The sequence below is a fragment of the Saccharopolyspora sp. 6M genome, from assembly GCF_020176775.1.
In the GTDB taxonomy this organism is placed as follows: domain Bacteria; phylum Actinomycetota; class Actinomycetes; order Mycobacteriales; family Pseudonocardiaceae; genus Saccharopolyspora_C; species Saccharopolyspora_C gregorii.
On the sequence record NZ_JAIUJZ010000039.1, the window covers coordinates 26,513 to 41,983 of the forward strand.

General features: G+C 71.8%; 14 protein-coding genes. 4 read left to right on the top strand and 10 right to left on the bottom strand.

Annotation, left to right across the window (positions count from 1 at the left end):
* Nucleotides 1-16: 16 nt before the first annotated feature.
* The 9 genes from LCD31_RS07345 to dxr all read right to left on the bottom strand — a co-directional run bounded on the left by LCD31_RS07345 (nucleotide 17) and on the right by dxr (nucleotide 10,233).
* Nucleotides 17-1,549, bottom strand: coding sequence for a cobyric acid synthase (locus LCD31_RS07345; RefSeq protein ID WP_224956830.1), 1,533 nt, complete (start codon nucleotides 1,547-1,549; stop codon nucleotides 17-19).
* Entirely contained in the window at nucleotides 1,546-2,403 is an 858-nt protein-coding gene (gene map / locus LCD31_RS07350) for a type I methionyl aminopeptidase (RefSeq protein ID WP_224956831.1), read from the bottom strand. The genes LCD31_RS07345 and map overlap by 4 nt, the downstream gene beginning before the upstream one ends.
* A gap of 64 nt (nucleotides 2,404-2,467) precedes the next feature.
* On the bottom strand, nucleotides 2,468-2,860 hold the full coding sequence (locus tag LCD31_RS07355) for a PIN domain-containing protein (RefSeq protein ID WP_224956832.1): 393 nt from the start codon (nucleotides 2,858-2,860) through the stop codon (nucleotides 2,468-2,470).
* Entirely contained in the window at nucleotides 2,857-3,114 is a 258-nt protein-coding gene (locus tag LCD31_RS07360) for a type II toxin-antitoxin system Phd/YefM family antitoxin (RefSeq protein WP_224956833.1), read from the bottom strand. The genes LCD31_RS07355 and LCD31_RS07360 overlap by 4 nt, the downstream gene beginning before the upstream one ends.
* 76 nt (nucleotides 3,115-3,190) lie before the next feature.
* Complete coding sequence (locus tag LCD31_RS07365; RefSeq protein WP_308015826.1) at nucleotides 3,191-5,026, bottom strand: penicillin-binding transpeptidase domain-containing protein; 1,836 nt, start codon at nucleotides 5,024-5,026, stop codon at nucleotides 3,191-3,193.
* Between the two features lie 165 nt (nucleotides 5,027-5,191).
* A complete protein-coding gene (locus LCD31_RS07370) occupies nucleotides 5,192-6,028 on the bottom strand; it encodes a DUF4081 domain-containing GNAT family N-acetyltransferase (RefSeq protein ID WP_224956834.1) in 837 nt (278 codons plus the stop codon).
* A 274-nt stretch (nucleotides 6,029-6,302) separates the two neighbouring features.
* Complete coding sequence (ispG, locus tag LCD31_RS07375) at nucleotides 6,303-7,460, bottom strand: flavodoxin-dependent (E)-4-hydroxy-3-methylbut-2-enyl-diphosphate synthase (RefSeq protein ID WP_224956835.1); 1,158 nt, start codon at nucleotides 7,458-7,460, stop codon at nucleotides 6,303-6,305.
* 296 nt (nucleotides 7,461-7,756) lie between these two features.
* Nucleotides 7,757-9,040, bottom strand: a complete 1,284-nt coding sequence (locus LCD31_RS07380) for an RIP metalloprotease (RefSeq protein WP_224956836.1) — start codon at nucleotides 9,038-9,040, stop codon at nucleotides 7,757-7,759.
* A complete protein-coding gene (gene dxr, locus LCD31_RS07385; protein ID WP_224956846.1) occupies nucleotides 9,040-10,233 on the bottom strand; it encodes a 1-deoxy-D-xylulose-5-phosphate reductoisomerase in 1,194 nt (397 codons plus the stop codon). The genes LCD31_RS07380 and dxr overlap by 1 nt, the downstream gene beginning before the upstream one ends.
* A gap of 271 nt (nucleotides 10,234-10,504) precedes the next feature.
* Here dxr and LCD31_RS07390 point away from each other — a divergent pair, with 271 nt between their 5' ends.
* The 4 genes from LCD31_RS07390 (at nucleotide 10,505) to LCD31_RS07405 (ending at nucleotide 14,958) form a co-directional block, all read left to right on the top strand.
* A complete protein-coding gene (locus tag LCD31_RS07390; RefSeq protein ID WP_224956838.1) occupies nucleotides 10,505-10,783 on the top strand; it encodes a GlsB/YeaQ/YmgE family stress response membrane protein in 279 nt (92 codons plus the stop codon).
* A gap of 215 nt (nucleotides 10,784-10,998) precedes the next feature.
* Entirely contained in the window at nucleotides 10,999-12,294 is a 1,296-nt protein-coding gene (locus tag LCD31_RS07395; RefSeq protein ID WP_224956840.1) for an MFS transporter, read from the top strand.
* Nucleotides 12,295-12,540: 246 nt separating this feature from the next.
* Complete coding sequence (locus tag LCD31_RS07400; protein ID WP_224956842.1) at nucleotides 12,541-13,935, top strand: APC family permease; 1,395 nt, start codon at nucleotides 12,541-12,543, stop codon at nucleotides 13,933-13,935.
* A gap of 102 nt (nucleotides 13,936-14,037) precedes the next feature.
* Complete coding sequence (locus LCD31_RS07405; protein WP_224956843.1) at nucleotides 14,038-14,958, top strand: aldose 1-epimerase family protein; 921 nt, start codon at nucleotides 14,038-14,040, stop codon at nucleotides 14,956-14,958.
* A 279-nt stretch (nucleotides 14,959-15,237) separates the two neighbouring features.
* On the opposite strand, the gene LCD31_RS07410 is transcribed toward LCD31_RS07405, so the two are convergent.
* Nucleotides 15,238-15,471 (bottom strand): acyl-CoA dehydrogenase family protein (locus tag LCD31_RS07410; RefSeq protein ID WP_255623070.1); only part of this gene is annotated, 234 nt, incomplete at its 5' end.

Consider the following 15,471-nt stretch of genomic DNA (forward strand, 5'->3'; position numbering starts at 1 on the left):
CACGACGTTACCCGCGTCACTCCCCGGCACGCATCGCCGCGGGACCGATCACCGGCAACCCGCACGGCGCACCGCGGTCCAGCAACCGCCGCAGCGCACCGGTGTCCAGGTGCCGCTCCACCAGATCGCCGAGCAGGTCCAGCTGCCCCTCGCGCAGCGCCGCGAACGACACGTCCGGCGCGGCGGTGAACCCGTCCCGCCCCGCCTGCGCGGCGACGTGCGCGAGGAACCGGCGGCGGAACGCGTCGTTCTCGAACAGCCCGTGCCAGTGCGTGCCCGCCACCGCGCCGTCCACCGCGCCCTCCGGGCCGGACCCGGTCTCCAGCAGCGGAATCAGCGCGTCGCCCGGCCGCACCGGGACGCCGTGGTGGATCTCGTAGCCGGTGACCGGTTCGCCGAAGGCGGTGCCGCTCGGCGTGCGCAGCGTCTTCTCCGCCGCGAACTCGATCTCCACGTCGAGCAGGCCCAGCCCGTCCACGACGCCGCCGCCGGACTCCACCTCGTCGGTGATCCGCCGCGACAGCATCTGGAAACCACCGCAGATCCCGAACACCGGCAGCCCCGCCCGCGCGTGCGCGAGCACCGCGTCCGCCAGCCCGGTGCGGTGCAGCCACGCCAGGTCCGAGACGGTCGCCTTCGACCCGGGCAGCACCACCAGGTCCGCGTCGGTCAGCCGCGACGGCTCGGTCACGAACCGCACCGCCACGCCCGGTTCCGCGGCCAGCGCCTCGATGTCGGTGGCGTTCGAGATGCGCGGCAGCTTCGGCACCGCCACCCGCAGCCACTGGTCACCGCGCGGCGGCGCCGGGCTGCCCACCACGCCGTCGGCGACGTAGGACAGCGAGTCCTCCGCGTCCAGCCACAGCTCCTCCGACCACGGCAGCACACCCTGCACCGGCCGCCCGGTCAGCGCCTTCACCTGCGCCAGCCCGGATTCGAGCAGCGCCGGATCGCCCCGGAACTTGTTGATCACGAACCCGGTGACCAGCGCCTGGTCCGCGGCGTCCAGCAGCGCCAAGGTGCCGTAGAGCGCGGCGAACACCCCGCCCCGGTCGATGTCGCCGACCACCAGCACCGGCAAGCCCGCCGCCTGCGCCAACCCCATGTTCGCGATGTCGGTGGCCCGCAGGTTGATCTCCGCGGGCGACCCGGCGCCCTCGCAGATCACCTGGTCGTACTCGCCGCGCAGCTCCTGCAACGTCGCCGACACGACCTCCAGCAGGGCCGCCTTGCGCTCCCGGTATGACAGCGCCGTGACCTCCCCGGCGACCCGGCCCAGCACCACGACCTGCGAGGTGCGGTCCCCGCCCGGCTTGAGCAGCACCGGGTTGAACCGCACCGACGGCGCCAGCCCGCACGCCGCGGCCTGCACCGCCTGCGCGCGGCCGATCTCGCCGCCGTCCGGGCACACCACGGAGTTGTTCGACATGTTCTGCGCCTTGAACGGCGCCACCCGAACGCCCTCCCGCGCCAGCCACCGGCAGATGCCGGCGACCAGCACGCTCTTGCCCGCGTCCGAGGTCGTGCCCGCGACGAGCAACCCGCTCACGGCAGGGTGAGGATCTCGTTGCCGTCCTCGGTGATCAAGATGGTGTGCTCGAACTGGGCGGTCCACGACTTGTCCTGCGTGGTCACCGTCCAGCCGTCCTCCCACAGGTCGTACTCGTGGGTGCCGAGCGTGATCATCGGCTCGATGGTGAACGTCATGCCCGGCTCCAGCACCGTCTGCACCGACGGCTCGTCGTAGTGCAGCACCACCAGCCCGGAGTGGAACGAACGCCCGATGCCGTGCCCGGTGAAGTCGCGCACCACGCCGTAGCCGAACCGCTTCGCGTAGGACTCGATGACGCGCCCCACCACGTTGAGCTGGCGGCCCGGCTTCGCCGCCTTGATGCCGCGCATCGTGGCCTCGTGGGTCCGCTCCACCAGCAGCCGCACCTCCTCGGAGGCCTCGCCCGCGATGAAGGTCGCGTTCGTGTCGCCGTGCACGCCGCCGACGAACCCGGTGACGTCGACGTTGACGATGTCGCCGTCCTCGATCACCGTCGAGTCCGGGATGCCGTGGCAGATCACCTCGTTCAGCGAGGTGCAGCAGGACTTCGGGAAACCGCGGTAGCCGAGCGTCGACGGGTACACCCCGTGGTCCACGAAGAACTCGTGCACCACCTCGTCCACGCGGTCGGTGGTCACGCCCGGCTGGACCGTCTTGCCCGCCAGCTCCAGCGCCTGCGCGGCCAGCCTGCCCGCCACGCGCATCGCCTCGATCACCTCGGGCGGCTGCACGTCCGGGTCGGTGTTGCGCCGCGGAGCGGGCTTGTCGACGTACTCGGGCCGCTCGATCGTCACCGGCACCGGCCGGCGGGGCGTCTGGACTCCTGGCTGCAACGGTGCGCGTACGGGCATGCCCTTCACTCTAGAGCGTGCCACTCGGCCCCGACCGCCCCGCCCCGGGCACGATCTCCGCTGGTCAAGCCCCCGGCGATGCGGTGGCGAGACCTTCCTCCGCGGCGGCGGCCAGCAGCGCCCCGTCGTAGGAGACGTAGGCGTGCAGGCCCTCGCGGAGCTTGCAGGCGGAGGCGAGGTGGATCGCCTCCAGCGGGCTCACCCGCGACCGCAGCGCGGCCGCGCCGTCCAGCACGTCCTGCTTCACCGGCAGCCGGTCCAGCTTCGACAGGACGATCGTGGCCAGGTCCTCGATGGCCGGTCCCTGCTCGCGGAACGTGCGCAGCACGTCCACCTGGGAGATGGCGCTGGTGATGCGGGGCTGCTCCAGGCGGGCCCGCACCCATTCGCTCAGCGCCACGCTCTCCGGCTCGGGCGCGATCAGCTTCACCAGCGCGGAGGAATCGAAGTAGATCAATGCCGCTCCCGTTCACCTCGGTCGTCGCCGAGCGGACCGTCCGCGTCGAGCGGTTCCGGCAGCTCACCGCCGTCGCCGGGGATGAGCTCCCCGGCGGCGATCAGCTCGTCGTAGAGCGAGCGCTCGCGCGACGGCGGGTTGAGCACCGCGACCGTGCGTCCGCGATCGGTGATCAGGATCGATTCCCCGGTCGCCACCCGGCGCAGGTACCGGCTGGCGTTCTGCCGCAGCTCGCGCACCCCGATCCGCTCCATGCGCTACAAGGTAGCACCTGAAGATCGACCGCGGACTCACTCGAACGGATGATCTCGACGTCCGCCGCGCGGCCGGTCAGGGCACGTTCGACAGGAAGCTCTGCGCGACCTGCACCGCGGGCTTGGACTCGCCCGAGTCCTCCAGCAGCACCGCGAACGCCAGGTCGTCGCGGTAGCCGACGAACCAGCCGTGCGAATGCGTGCCGTCGCCGAACTGCGCGGTGCCGGTCTTGCCCGCGACCTCGCCCTCCCCGGCTACGGCGGTGGCCGTCCCGGACAGCACGACCTCCCGCATCATCGGCCGCAACTGGTCCAGGACCTGCGGCGACAGCGGAGCCACCTGCGAGTCGGCCTTCGTCTCGGCGCCCTCGATCAACTTCGGGATGGGCATCGACCCGTTCGCGACCGTCGCCGAGGCCAACGCCATCCCGAACGGGCTGGTCAGCACGGTGCCCTGCCCGAAGCCGTTCGCGGCGCGGCCGGTGGTGTTCTCCCCGGGCGGCGCCTGGCCGGTGATCGTGGTGATGCCCGGGACGTCGAAGTCGACGCCGATGCCGAGCCGCTTCGCCATGTCGGTCAGCGCCTGCGCGGGCAGATCCACCGCGAGCTGCGCGAACGTGGTGTTGCAGGACTTCGCGAACGCGGTGCGCAACGGCACGACGCCCAGGTCGAAGTCCTTGTCGTTCGGGATGGTGCGGCCGTCGAAGACCTTGCTGGCCGGGCACTCCACCGGCTGGTCGACGGTCACCTTGCCCGCCTCCAGGCCCGCCGCCGCGGTCATGATCTTGAAGGTGGATCCGGGCGGGAACTGGCCGGTCAGCGCCGGGGCGCCCTGGGCGTCGGCCGGGTCGTTCTGCGCGACCGCCAGCACGTCGCCGGTGGAGGGCTGCATCGCGACGATCATCGCGGCCTGCGGCACCGGGTCCAGGGCCTGTTCCGCGGCCCGCTGGGTCCGGTCGCTGAGCGTGGTGCGCACCTGGTCCACCGGCCGGATCGGCTGCTCCTGGAGGACCTCGATCGGGGCACCGTTCGCGTCCGCGGTGTGCACGTTCCAGCCCGCGTTCGCGGTGATCTGCTCGTCGACCTGCTCGGACACCCCGGACAGGGCTTGCGCGGCGTACCCGCGCTCCTCGGCGACCAGCTTCGTCTGCGCCGGGAACCGCACCCCGGGCAGGTCGTAGATCGCCGGGCGCACCCGGTCGTAATCGTCCTGGCGCAGCGACACCACCACGTACGGCTGGCCGGCTTCGGTGGCGTTCACGCCGTCGACGATGGTCTGCCGGGTGATCTCCGGGTCCACCGGCTGCAACCCGGCGGCGAGCTGCTCGGCCACGCCGGGCAGGTCGCCCGCGGCCTGCGGGTCGAGGGTGACGGTGACGATCTGCTCGGGCCGCATCAGCTCGGTGCCTTCGCGGTCGAGCACCGGCTGCGGTTCCGGGCGCTGCTCGTCGAACGCGAGCCGCTGGCCGTCGGCGAGCTTCGGGTGCAGCACCGACGGCGCCCAGTGCACCTTCCAGCCCTGGTCGGATTCGCTGAGCTCCAGCGCGCCCCGGTACTGCCAGGCGCGACCGTCACCGAGGTCCCAGTTCGCGTCGAAGGTGGCGCGGGCGGGGGCGCCGCCCTCGTCCTCGACGACCTGGGTCACGTTGAAGTTGATCGCGCGCGGGGACAGCTCGCCGCGCGCGTCGTCCAGGGCCTGCCGGGCCTTCTCCGGGGCGTCGGTCCGGCCGGCCGCGCCCGCGGTGTCCCCGGCGGCGACGGTGTTCAGGAACGCCGTGGCGACCTCTTGGGCGGACGGCCCGGAATCGAACAGGCCGCAACCCGAGACGGGCAGGGTCATCGCCAGTCCGGTGCACGCGGCGAGCAGCCTCGCCCGCGGGCGCCGCTGGGGGAAGATCCGTGAAGAACGCACCCCCGGAAGTATGCCTAAGACGATGACAGCTCCGAACCCACCACCCGTTCCCCCGGACGAGGTTGGCCCGTTCGCGCAATTCGTGGGGTCCGATGGGGCAACGTCGTCCCGCGATCGGCGCCCGCGTCCGGCCGGTGGCGGCGGCGCCGGGAGTCCCGCCCGGACTCAGAGCAAGATCGTGCTGAAGGTGCCTAACTGCTGGAAACCGACCTTGTTGTAGGCGATCCGGGCGGCGATGTTGAACCCGTTGACGTAGAGGCTCGCGGCGCGCCCCAGCCCGCGGACGAGGCGGTCGGCGACGGCGGCGGTGCCCGCGGTGCCGAGCCCGGAGCTGCGCTTGTCCGGGTGCACCCACACCCCTTGGATCTGGCCGGCGGCCTGGGACATCGCGCCGATCTCCGCCTTGAACACGACTTCGCCGTTCTCGAACCGGGCGAAGGCGCGACCGGCGGCGATCAGCTCGGCGACGCGCGCCCGGTACCCGGCGGCACCGCCGTCCCGGGACGGGTCGATGCCGACCTCCTCGGTGAACATGGCGATCGCGGCGGGCAGGTACCGGTCCAGCTCGTCCGGCCGGACCTGGCGCACCTGCTGGTCGGGGCGGACCGCCGGGGCACCGGTGAGCACCAGCAGCGGCTGCTCCTCGCGGATCTCCCGCGCGGGCCCCCACTGGCCGGCGAGCTCGTCCCACAGCGCCAGCACCTGCTCGGCGGGACCGACGAGCGAGGAGCACACCCGGCGGCGGCGCAGCACCCGGTCGGCGAAGGCGCGCATCGCGTCGGGCCCGCCGGACAGCGGGATGAGGTTGACGCCGGAGAAGCAGAGCCCTTCGAGCCTGCTGCCGTAGCCCCACACCTCGGCGCCGAGCCTGCTGGGCCGCAGTCCCGCCGCTTCGACGCGGGAGGCCACCATGCAGGCCGCGACCGGGTCCCTGCCCAGCGCGGTGCGGACCTGGGGCGCGTCCCGATCCTCCAGCAGGCGGGCTCCGACGAGCTTCAGCACGGGTAAAGACTGCCAGACCGGACCGCTCGCAGGCTCCCCTACCCGACGTACCCAGCACAATCCCTCCGGGTATCACCCGGATGGCGCAGCGACGGCGCGGTCATCGGGGCCACCGATGACGCTCCGTGCCGAGCAGCCCGCCCCTGACTCCGGACGAACCGCCCACGAACGAGCCAGGCCCGCCGGATCTCCCGACGGGCCTGCAGTGCTCCGCGGACATCAGGCCGCCACGGTCGCGGTGGATCGCTCCCGCCGCGGGCCCGTGGGCCTGCGGTCAGCCGACGGTGACGACGGGGGCGCCCTCGCCCTGCTCCTCGGCGCCCTCCATCGTCTCGGCGATGCGCATGGCCTCCTCGATCAGCGTCTCCACGATCTTGGCCTCGGGCACGGTCTTGATGACCTCGCCCTTCACGAAGATCTGGCCCTTGCCGTTGCCGGAGGCGACGCCGAGGTCGGCTTCGCGGGCCTCGCCGGGGCCGTTCACGACGCAGCCCATGACGGCGACGCGCAGCGGCACCTCCATGCCCTCCAGCCCGGCGGTGACCTCCTCGGCGAGGGTGTAGACGTCGACCTGGGCGCGACCGCAGGACGGGCAGGAGACGATCTCCAGCTTGCGCGGGCGCAGGTTCAGCGACTGCAGGATCTGGGTGCCGACCTTGATCTCCTCGACCGGCGGCGCGGACAGCGAGACGCGGATCGTGTCCCCGATGCCCTGGCGCAGCAGCGAGCCGAACGCGACCGCCGACTTGATCGTGCCCTGGAACGCGGGACCGGCCTCGGTGACGCCGAGGTGCAGCGGGTAGTCGCACTGCTCGGCGAGGATCTCGTAGGCGCGCACCATCACGACCGGGTCGTTGTGCTTCACCGAGATCTTGATGTCGTGGAAGTCGTGCTCGGCGAACAGGCCCGCTTCCCACATGGCCGATTCGGCGAGCGCCTCCGGCACGGCCTTGCCGTACTTCTTCATCAGCCGCGGGTCGAGGGAGCCGGCGTTGACGCCGATCCGGATCGGCGTGCCGTGGTCCTTGGCGGCCTGCGCGATCTCCTTGACCTGGTCGTCGAACTTGCGGATGTTGCCCGGGTTGACCCGGACGGCCGCGCAGCCCGCTTCGATGGCCGCGAACACGTACTTCGGCTGGAAGTGGATGTCGGCGATCACCGGAATCTTCGACTTCTGCGCGATCGCGGGCAGGGCTTCCGCGTCGTCGGCGCTCGGGCAGGCCACCCGCACGATGTCGCAGCCGGACGCGGTGAGCTCCGCGATCTGCTGCAGCGTGCCGTTGATGTCGGCGGTGTTGGTGGTGGTCATGCTCTGCACGGAGATGGGGTGGTCGCTGCCCACTCCGACCGCACCGACCTGCAGTTGCCGGGTCTTGCGCCGTTCGCCCAGTGTCGGGGCGGGTGCTGCGGGCATGCCCAGATCGACGGTCATCGATTCCTCTCCACCTTTGCGCTGCGCGGATGCGCTCGTGAGTGTCAGCGGGACGAGGCGGTTCGTACCGCGCCCCGCGGCCGGAACGGCTCGGCGACGAGCCCGTCACCACCGCTCCGGGAAAGCCCCCGGGTGGCCTTCCGGGTACCCGGCGCACGCCGTTCCCCGAACCACGATACCGATAGCCACTCCCCCGGACGGGCAAGGTTCACCCCTGGACTGATCACCCGGCGTGATCGACGGAGGGCACTCGGCGCGATGCCGCCCGGGGTTCACCGGCGGTTCACCCGGCAGCGCTACATCAGCGTCACCGGGTTCACCACGTCGGCGACGAGCACCAGCAGCGAATAGGCGATGAAGACCAACGTCACCCCGTAGGCCAGCGGCATCAGCCGCGCCGTGTCGAACGGGCCCGGGTCCGGCCTGCGCACCAGCTTCGCGAAGCCGCGGCGCACCGATTCCCACAGCGCACCGGCGATGTGCCCGCCGTCCAGCGGCAGGATCGGCAGCATGTTCATCACGAACAGCGAGAGGTTCACCGCGGCCAGCAGGTTCAGCATCGTGATCAGCCGCGCGCCCACCGACACCTGGTCCATCGACAGCACCTCGCCGCCGATGCGACTGGCCCCGACGATGCCCACCGGCGAATCCGCGGACCGCTCGCTGCCGCCGATGGCGGAGATGAGGTCCGGCACCCGCTGCGGCAGCTCCACGATCTTCTGCGCGGTGAGGCTGACGAACCCGCCGATCGTGCGGACCACGCCGCCGACGTCCTGGCGGACCATGACCTGGTCCGGGGTGAGCCCGAGGAATCCGACGACCTCGGTCCGCTTCGGGTCGTCCAGCGCGGGCCGCCTGTCCTGGATCAGGTCGGCGTGCAGGGTGAGGCGCTGGTCACCGCGTTCCACCACGATCGGGACCGAGCCGGCGGAGCCGCGGATGGCCTTCTGCAGCTCCGTCCACGAGCCATAGGGCTTGCCGTCGAACTCGACGATCTTGTCGCCGGGCCGGAACCCGGCGGCCGCGGCGGGCGACGGCGGCGCCCCCGGCGGGCAGGTGCCCTTGTCCTGCGCGTCGGCGGACACCACGCACTCGCTGATCGACGAGACCGAGGTGGTGAGCTCGGCCTTGCCGTAGCCCATCAGGATCCCGGCGAAGATGAGCACCGCGAGGATCAGGTTCATGATCGGCCCGGCGGCCATAACGATGATCCGCTTCCACGGTTTGCGCTGGTAGAACTGCCGGTGCGCGTCCTCGGGGGTGACCTCCTCGGCCGCGGCCTCCCGGGCGTCCTCGATCATCACCCGCCACGGCGCGGAGGAGGCGGTGCGCCCGTACTCCTCGTCCCGCTTCGGCGGGAACATGCCGATCATGCGGATGAAGCCGCCGAACGGGATCAGCTTCACCCCGTACTCGGTCTCCGCCGTCTTGCGCGACCAGACGGTCCGGCCGAAGCCGACCATGTACTGGGTGACCTTGACGCCGAACATCTTCGCGGTGAGCAGGTGACCGAGCTCATGCCAGGCGATGGACAGCAGCAGTCCGACGAAGAACAGGACGATGCCGACGATGACCAGCATCACTGCACCTTCCCTGCCGCTACGAGCTCGCGGGATTTCACTCGGGCCCACTCCTCTGCTGCGAAGACCTCGTCCACGCCCTGCGGTTCACCGCGCCACTGGTCGGCCGCCGCGAGGGTCCGCTCCACAGTCTGCACGATGCCGGTGAAACCACTGTTCCCTCCGACGAACGCGGCCAGCGCCTCCTCGTTCGCCGCGTTGAAGATCGCGGGCAGGCAGCCGCCGGTGGAACCGGCGTGCCGGGCCAGCGAGACCGCGGGGAACGCCTCGTCGTCGAGCGGTTCGAACGTCCACGAGGACGCCTCGGTGAACGACAGCGGCGGCGCGGCCTTCGCTATCCGGTTCGGCCAGTCCAGGCCGAGCGCGATCGGCAGCCGCATGTTCGGCGGGCTGGCCTGCGCCAGCGTCGAGCCGTCCACGAAGGTGACCATCGAGTGCACGATCGACTGCGGGTGCACCACCACGTCGATCCGGTCGTAGCCGACGTCGAACAGCAGCCGCGCCTCGATCAGTTCCAGGCCCTTGTTCACCAGCGTCGCCGAGTTGATCGTGACGACGGTGCCCATCGCCCAGGTCGGGTGCTTGAGCGCCTGCTCCAGCGTGACGCCTTCCAGCTCCGCGCGGCTGCGGCCGCGGAACGGCCCGCCCGAGGCGGTCAGCACCAGCCGGTCCACCTCGTCGGCCCGGCCGCCCGCCAGGCACTGCGCCAGCGCGGAGTGCTCGGAGTCCACCGGCACGATCTGGCCGGGCTTCGCCGCCCGCAGCACCAGCGAGCCACCCGCGACCAGCGATTCCTTGTTCGCCAGCGCCAGCGTCGCGCCCGTCTCCAGCGCGGCCAGGGTCGGCTTCAGCCCGCGCGAGCCGTCCACCGCGTTGAGCACCACGTCGGCCGGGGTGCTCTGCACCAGCTCGGTCGTCGAGTCCGGCCCGGCCAGCAGCCGCGGCATCCGGAACCCGCCGGTGGAGTAGCCGAGCCGCTGCGCCTCCGCGTACAGCGCCAGCTGTACGTCCTCGGCCGCGGTGCCCTTGGCGACGGCGACCGCCTCGACCTCGAACTCCAGCGCCTGCGCGGCCAGCGCGGCCGGGTCGCTGCCCCCGGCGGCGAGGCCCGCGACGCGGAACCGGCCGGGGTTGTTCCGGATCACGTCCAGCGCCTGGGTCCCGATCGACCCCGTGGAACCGAGGATCAGCACGCTGCGCGGAGTCCCGCGCGCGGCGTTCGACTCGGCGGCGCCTGCCTGGCCGCTCGCGGGGACGGGGGATTCGGGGCGCGCGCTCGAAGCGGGGGTCGCGGTGTCCATCACCGCCCATTCTCCCCGAAGCAGGTGGTCGCCGGTCGCTCGCGGTGCGCGAATCCGCGATCAGCGTCACGATCGGGGGGTAGGCCCCGAGCACCGGACGCCTGAACCAGCGGTCCGCGCCGCTGGCACAGCGTTCACACACCAGGCAGGAAGGGGTAGCGCCATGGGCATCATCGGATGGATCGTTCTCGGGCTCATCGTGGGCGCCATCGCCAAATTGATCATGCCGGGCAAGGATCCGGGCGGGATCCTCGTCACCTTGCTGCTGGGCGTGGTCGGGGCTTTCGTCGGTGGCCTGATCGGGAACTGGGTGTTCCACGTCGGACTGGGCAGCTTCTGGTCGTGGCGGACGTGGCTGCTGGCCATCGTGGGCGCGATCATCGTGCTGGGCATCTACCGGTTGATCGTCAGCAGGACCGGGAAGGCCGCCAAGGGGGGCTAGCGCTCTCCGTCCACTCCCAGGAAGCGGGGGGGCGGGGGGGGGGGGGGGGGGGGGGGGGGGGGGGGGGGGGGGGGGGGCCCCCCCCCCCCCCCCCCCCCCGCCGTCGTGCGAACCGGTCGAAGGGGACGTCCGCGCACGTGATCGCCGGTGCGCGTGGTCGGCTGCGTCACAAGACCTGGTTTCCTTAGCCACGCTCATGGCTAGGCTGGCTCCTCGTGGACCAGCAGAGCGGCCGCGCGGAGCGGGAGCGGACCCGGCGATCCTGGCGATCGCTGCTCGGCAAGGTCGTCCTCGACACCCGGCCGCTCGGCTACCCCGCCTACCGGCGGCTGTGGACCTCCAGCATCGTCACCTCGGTCGGTGCCCAGTTCAGCGCCGTCGCGGTGCCCAAGCAGCTCTACGACCTCACCGGGAACTCCGCGTACGTCGGCCTCGCCGGGATCTTCGGCCTGGTGCCGCTGCTGGTGTTCGGGCTCTGGGGCGGCGCCGTCGCCGACACCGTGGACCGGCGGAAGCTGCTGCTGCTCACCAACAGCGGGCTCGCCGCGACGGCCGTGCTGCTGTGGCTGGTGGCCGCATCGGGCGTCGGTTCGGTGTGGCTGGTGCTGGTGCTGTTCGCGCTGCAGCAGACCTGCTTCGCGGTGAACATGCCGACCCGCAGCGCGGCCATCGCCCGGCTCATCCCGGCGCCGCTGCTGCCCTCGGCGCAGGCGCTGGGGTCCACCGTGTTCCAGCTCGGCGCGGTCATCGGGCCGCTGCTGGCCGGCGTGCTGCTGCCGGTGCTGGGCCTGTCCGTGCTGTACCTGGTGGACGCGGTGGCGCTGACCATCGCGGTGTGGGCGGTGTTCCGGTTGCCCGCGCTGCCGCCGCTGGCGGGGGCTCCGACGAAGGCCGGGCTGCGCTCGGTGGTCGACGGGTTCCGGTACCTGGGCACGCACCCGGTGCTGCTCACCTCGTTCCTGATGGACATCATCGCGATGGTGTTCGGCATGCCGCGGGCGCTGTTCCCGGAGCTCGCCGAACGCGTCTACGGCGACCCGCCGGGCGGCGGCGCGGCGCTGGGCTGGCTGTACGCGGCGATCCCGCTGGGCGCGTTCGCGTTCGGCGTGCTGTCCGGGTGGCTGCACCGGATCCTGCGCCACGGCGTCGGCGTCACCATCGGCGTCGTCGTGTGGGGCGTGGCCATCGTCGGGTTCGGGCTGTCCGACTCGCTGTGGCTGGGCGTGCTGTTCCTCGCCATCGGTGGCGGGGCCGACCTGGTGAGCATGGTGTACCGCAGCTCGATGCTGCAGGCCGCGGCGACCGACGAGATGCGCGGCCGCATCCAGGGCGTGTTCACCGTCGTCGTCGCGGGCGGCCCGCGGCTCGCCGACGTGCTGCACGGGTCGGGCGGTGCGGTGATCGGCGCGCAGACCGCGGTGGCGGCGGGCGGCGTGCTCGTGGTGGTGCTCGCGCTGGGCGCAGCGGTGCTCACGCCCTCGTTCTGGCGTTACCGCGCGCCGTCCGAGTGAGCCGCCCGCGGACTCCACCGGAAGGGATCAGCCGGGCCGCGGCACTGCGGGAACCGGTGACTATCCGGAGCCGGCCGCGCGGCTGAGCGTGTCCGGCCGGGGCCGTTCGGCTCAACGCGGTTCGGCCGACGAGCGGTTCCCGGTCCGGGGCCGATGCGCTGAGCGGGCCCGGTGCCGTCGACGGTGCACGCCGTCCACCAGGGGTGCTCCAAGATCACGTCGAACCACCCTGCACACTTTCCTGCCATGGCCAACGACACGACCATGAACGACGACGCGCCCGACGGTGCGCAGCCCGGCCTGAAGAAGGTCATGGGGCCGAAACTGCTCTTGTTCTTCGTAGTGGGCGACATCCTCGGGACCACGGTGTACTCCCTCACCGGCAAGGTCGCGGGCAAGGTCGGCGGCGCGTTGTGGATCCCGTTCGTGGTCGCCTTCGTCGTCGCGTTCCTCACCGCTTGCAGCTACCTGGAGCTGGTGGGCAAGTACCCGAAGGCGGGTGGGGCGCCCCTGTACGTGCACCGCGCGTTCGGCATCCACTTCGTCACCTTCATCATCGCGTTCGCCGTGATGTGCTCCGGGATCACCTCGGCGGCCTCCGCCGCGCAGGCGTTCAGCGGCAACTACCTGGAGGAGATCTTCCCCGGCGTGGGGCCGGTCGCGATCGTGGTGGCGCTTGCGTTCCTGGTGCTGCTCGCCCTGATCAACTTCAGGGGCGTGGGCGAGTCGGTGAAGATGAACGTCGTGCTCACCTGCGTGGAGCTCGGCGGCCTGGTCATCGTCATCCTGTTCGGCGCGGTCGCGCTGATCAGCGGCAGCAAGGACCCGGCGGTGGCGCCGGACCCGGGCCGGTTGCTGGAGTTCAACCCGGAGTCCAGCCCGCTGCTCGCGGTCACCTCCGCGACCGCGCTGGCGTTCTTCGCGATGGTCGGCTTCGAGGACTCGGTGAACATGGCCGAGGAGACCCGGAACCCGGCGAAGGTGTTCCCGCGCGCGCTGCTGCTGGGCCTGTCCATCACCGCGGGCATCTACCTGATCATCGCGGTGATCACCTCGACGCTGGTGCCGACCGATGAGCTGGCCGCCACCGACGCGCCGCTGCTGCTGGTCGTCAAGGCCGCCGCGCCCTGGTTCCCGCCGATCCTGTTCTCCATCATCGCGCTGTTCGCGGTCACCAACACCGCGCTGATCAACATGCTGATGGCGAGCCGCCTCGTCTACGGCATGTCGAACGAGCGGATCATCCCGTCCGTGTTCGGCCGCGTGCACCGCTCCCGGCAGACCCCGTGGGTCGCGATCCTGTTCACCAGCGTGCTGGCCGTGGTGCTGGTGAGCCTGCTGGACATCGAGGACCTGGGCAGCACCACCTCGCTGCTGCTGCTGGTCGTGTTCGCCATCGTCAACATCGCGGTGCTGGTGCTGCGCAAGGACGAGGTGGAGCACAAGCACTTCAAGGCCCCCACCTGGGTGCCCGTGCTGGGCGCGGTGCTGTGCCTGTTCTTCGCGAGCCCGCTGTCGGGCCGTCCCGTCGCCGAGTACCTGGTCGCCGCGGGCCTGCTGCTCATCGGCGTCGTGTTCTGGGGCGTGAACCGGGCGATCGCCGGCCGCGTCGACTTCGACCCGGACAAGCTCGCCAAGTAATCGCCGGACCGGAACCCCGTCCCCGCGGTGCGGAAGCACCCGTGGGGGCGGGGTTCTTCCGCGTCCGCACCGGGGTCGCCGGGCACGTTCTAGAGTGGCGGTGTGAATGATCTGGTCGCCGCCACCGGCAGGCAGTTCGAGATCGTCAGCGGCAGTGCGCGCGCCGTCGTCACCGAGGTCGGTGCGGCGCTGCGCCTGTTCGAAGTGGACGGGATCGCGTACTCCGAGACCTACGACGCCGACCAGCGGCCACCGGGCGGCGCAGGCGCGGTGCTGGTGCCGTGGCCGAACCGGGTCGCCGACGGACGCTGGACCCTGGAGCGGGAGCCGCAGCAGCTGGCGCTCACCGAACCGGACCGGCACAACGCGATCCACGGCCTGCTGCGGCACACCCCGTGGACCGTGGTCGAGCACGCCGAGTCGACGATCGTGCTGCACGCGATGGTGCCGGTGCAGCCGGGCTGGCCGGTGCCGCTGCTCACCTCCATCGGCTACTCGCTGGACGCGACGGGGCTGACCGTCACGCACACCGTGGAGAACCTCGGCAAGCGCGCCGTGCCGTTCGGCGTGGGCGTGCACCCGTACCCGCGCGCCGGGCTCGCCGAGACCGACGAGTGCGCGCTGCGGCTCGCGGCGTCCTCGGTGCTGCCGGTCGACCCGGAACGGCTGCTGCCGGTGCGGCCGCCGCGCGCGCTGGAGGGCGACGAGCAGGACTTCCGCCGCGGCCGCCGCCTCGCCGGGGTGCTGCTGGACACCGCGTTCGGCGGGGCCGCGCCGGATCCGGGCGATCCGCTGGTGCGGCACTCGTTGACCGACCCGGCCGGGCACGGCGTGGAGCTGTGGGCGGACCCGGTGTTCAAGTGGGTCCAGGTCTACACCAACGACGAGTTCCCGGGCCGCGGCCGGGCCGTCGCGATCGAGCCGATGACCTGCCCGCCGGACGCGCTGAACTCCGGCACCGACCTGATCACCCTCCCGCCCGGCGAGGACTGGATCGCCCAGTGGGGCCTCCGCCCGTTCTGATGCGGGATCCCCGCTCTCGTTGCTGAGGGGGTGGGGTGGCGGAACCTCAGCGGTTTCCTCGCTGCGGGATCTTTTTCGCAGGTGGCTCCGCCACATGCGAAAAAGCTGTCCTCGCGAGGAAACCGCTGAGAACCCGCGGATGGTCGTCTTGCTCTGGTGGTCGCCGCTCAGCGGCTTCGCCGCTGACAGGAAAACGGCGGAGCCTGCGGGTGGTCCGGTCGCTCGGGTGGTTTCTGCTCAGCGGCTTCGCCGCTGACGGGACACGGACGAACCGGTGGGTCAGCCCTTGGCGAGGTCGCGGGCGATGACCATGCGTTGGATCTGGTTGGTGCCCTCGAAGATCTGCAGCACCTTCGCCTCCCGCATGTACCGCTCGGCGGGGAAGTCGCGGGTGTAGCCGGCGCCGCCGAGGACCTGCACGGCGTCGGTGGTCACCTTCATCGCGGCGGGGGGGGGGGGGGGGGGGGGGCGCCCCCCCCGCCGCGGCCGCCCCCCCCCCCGCCCCCGCCCGCC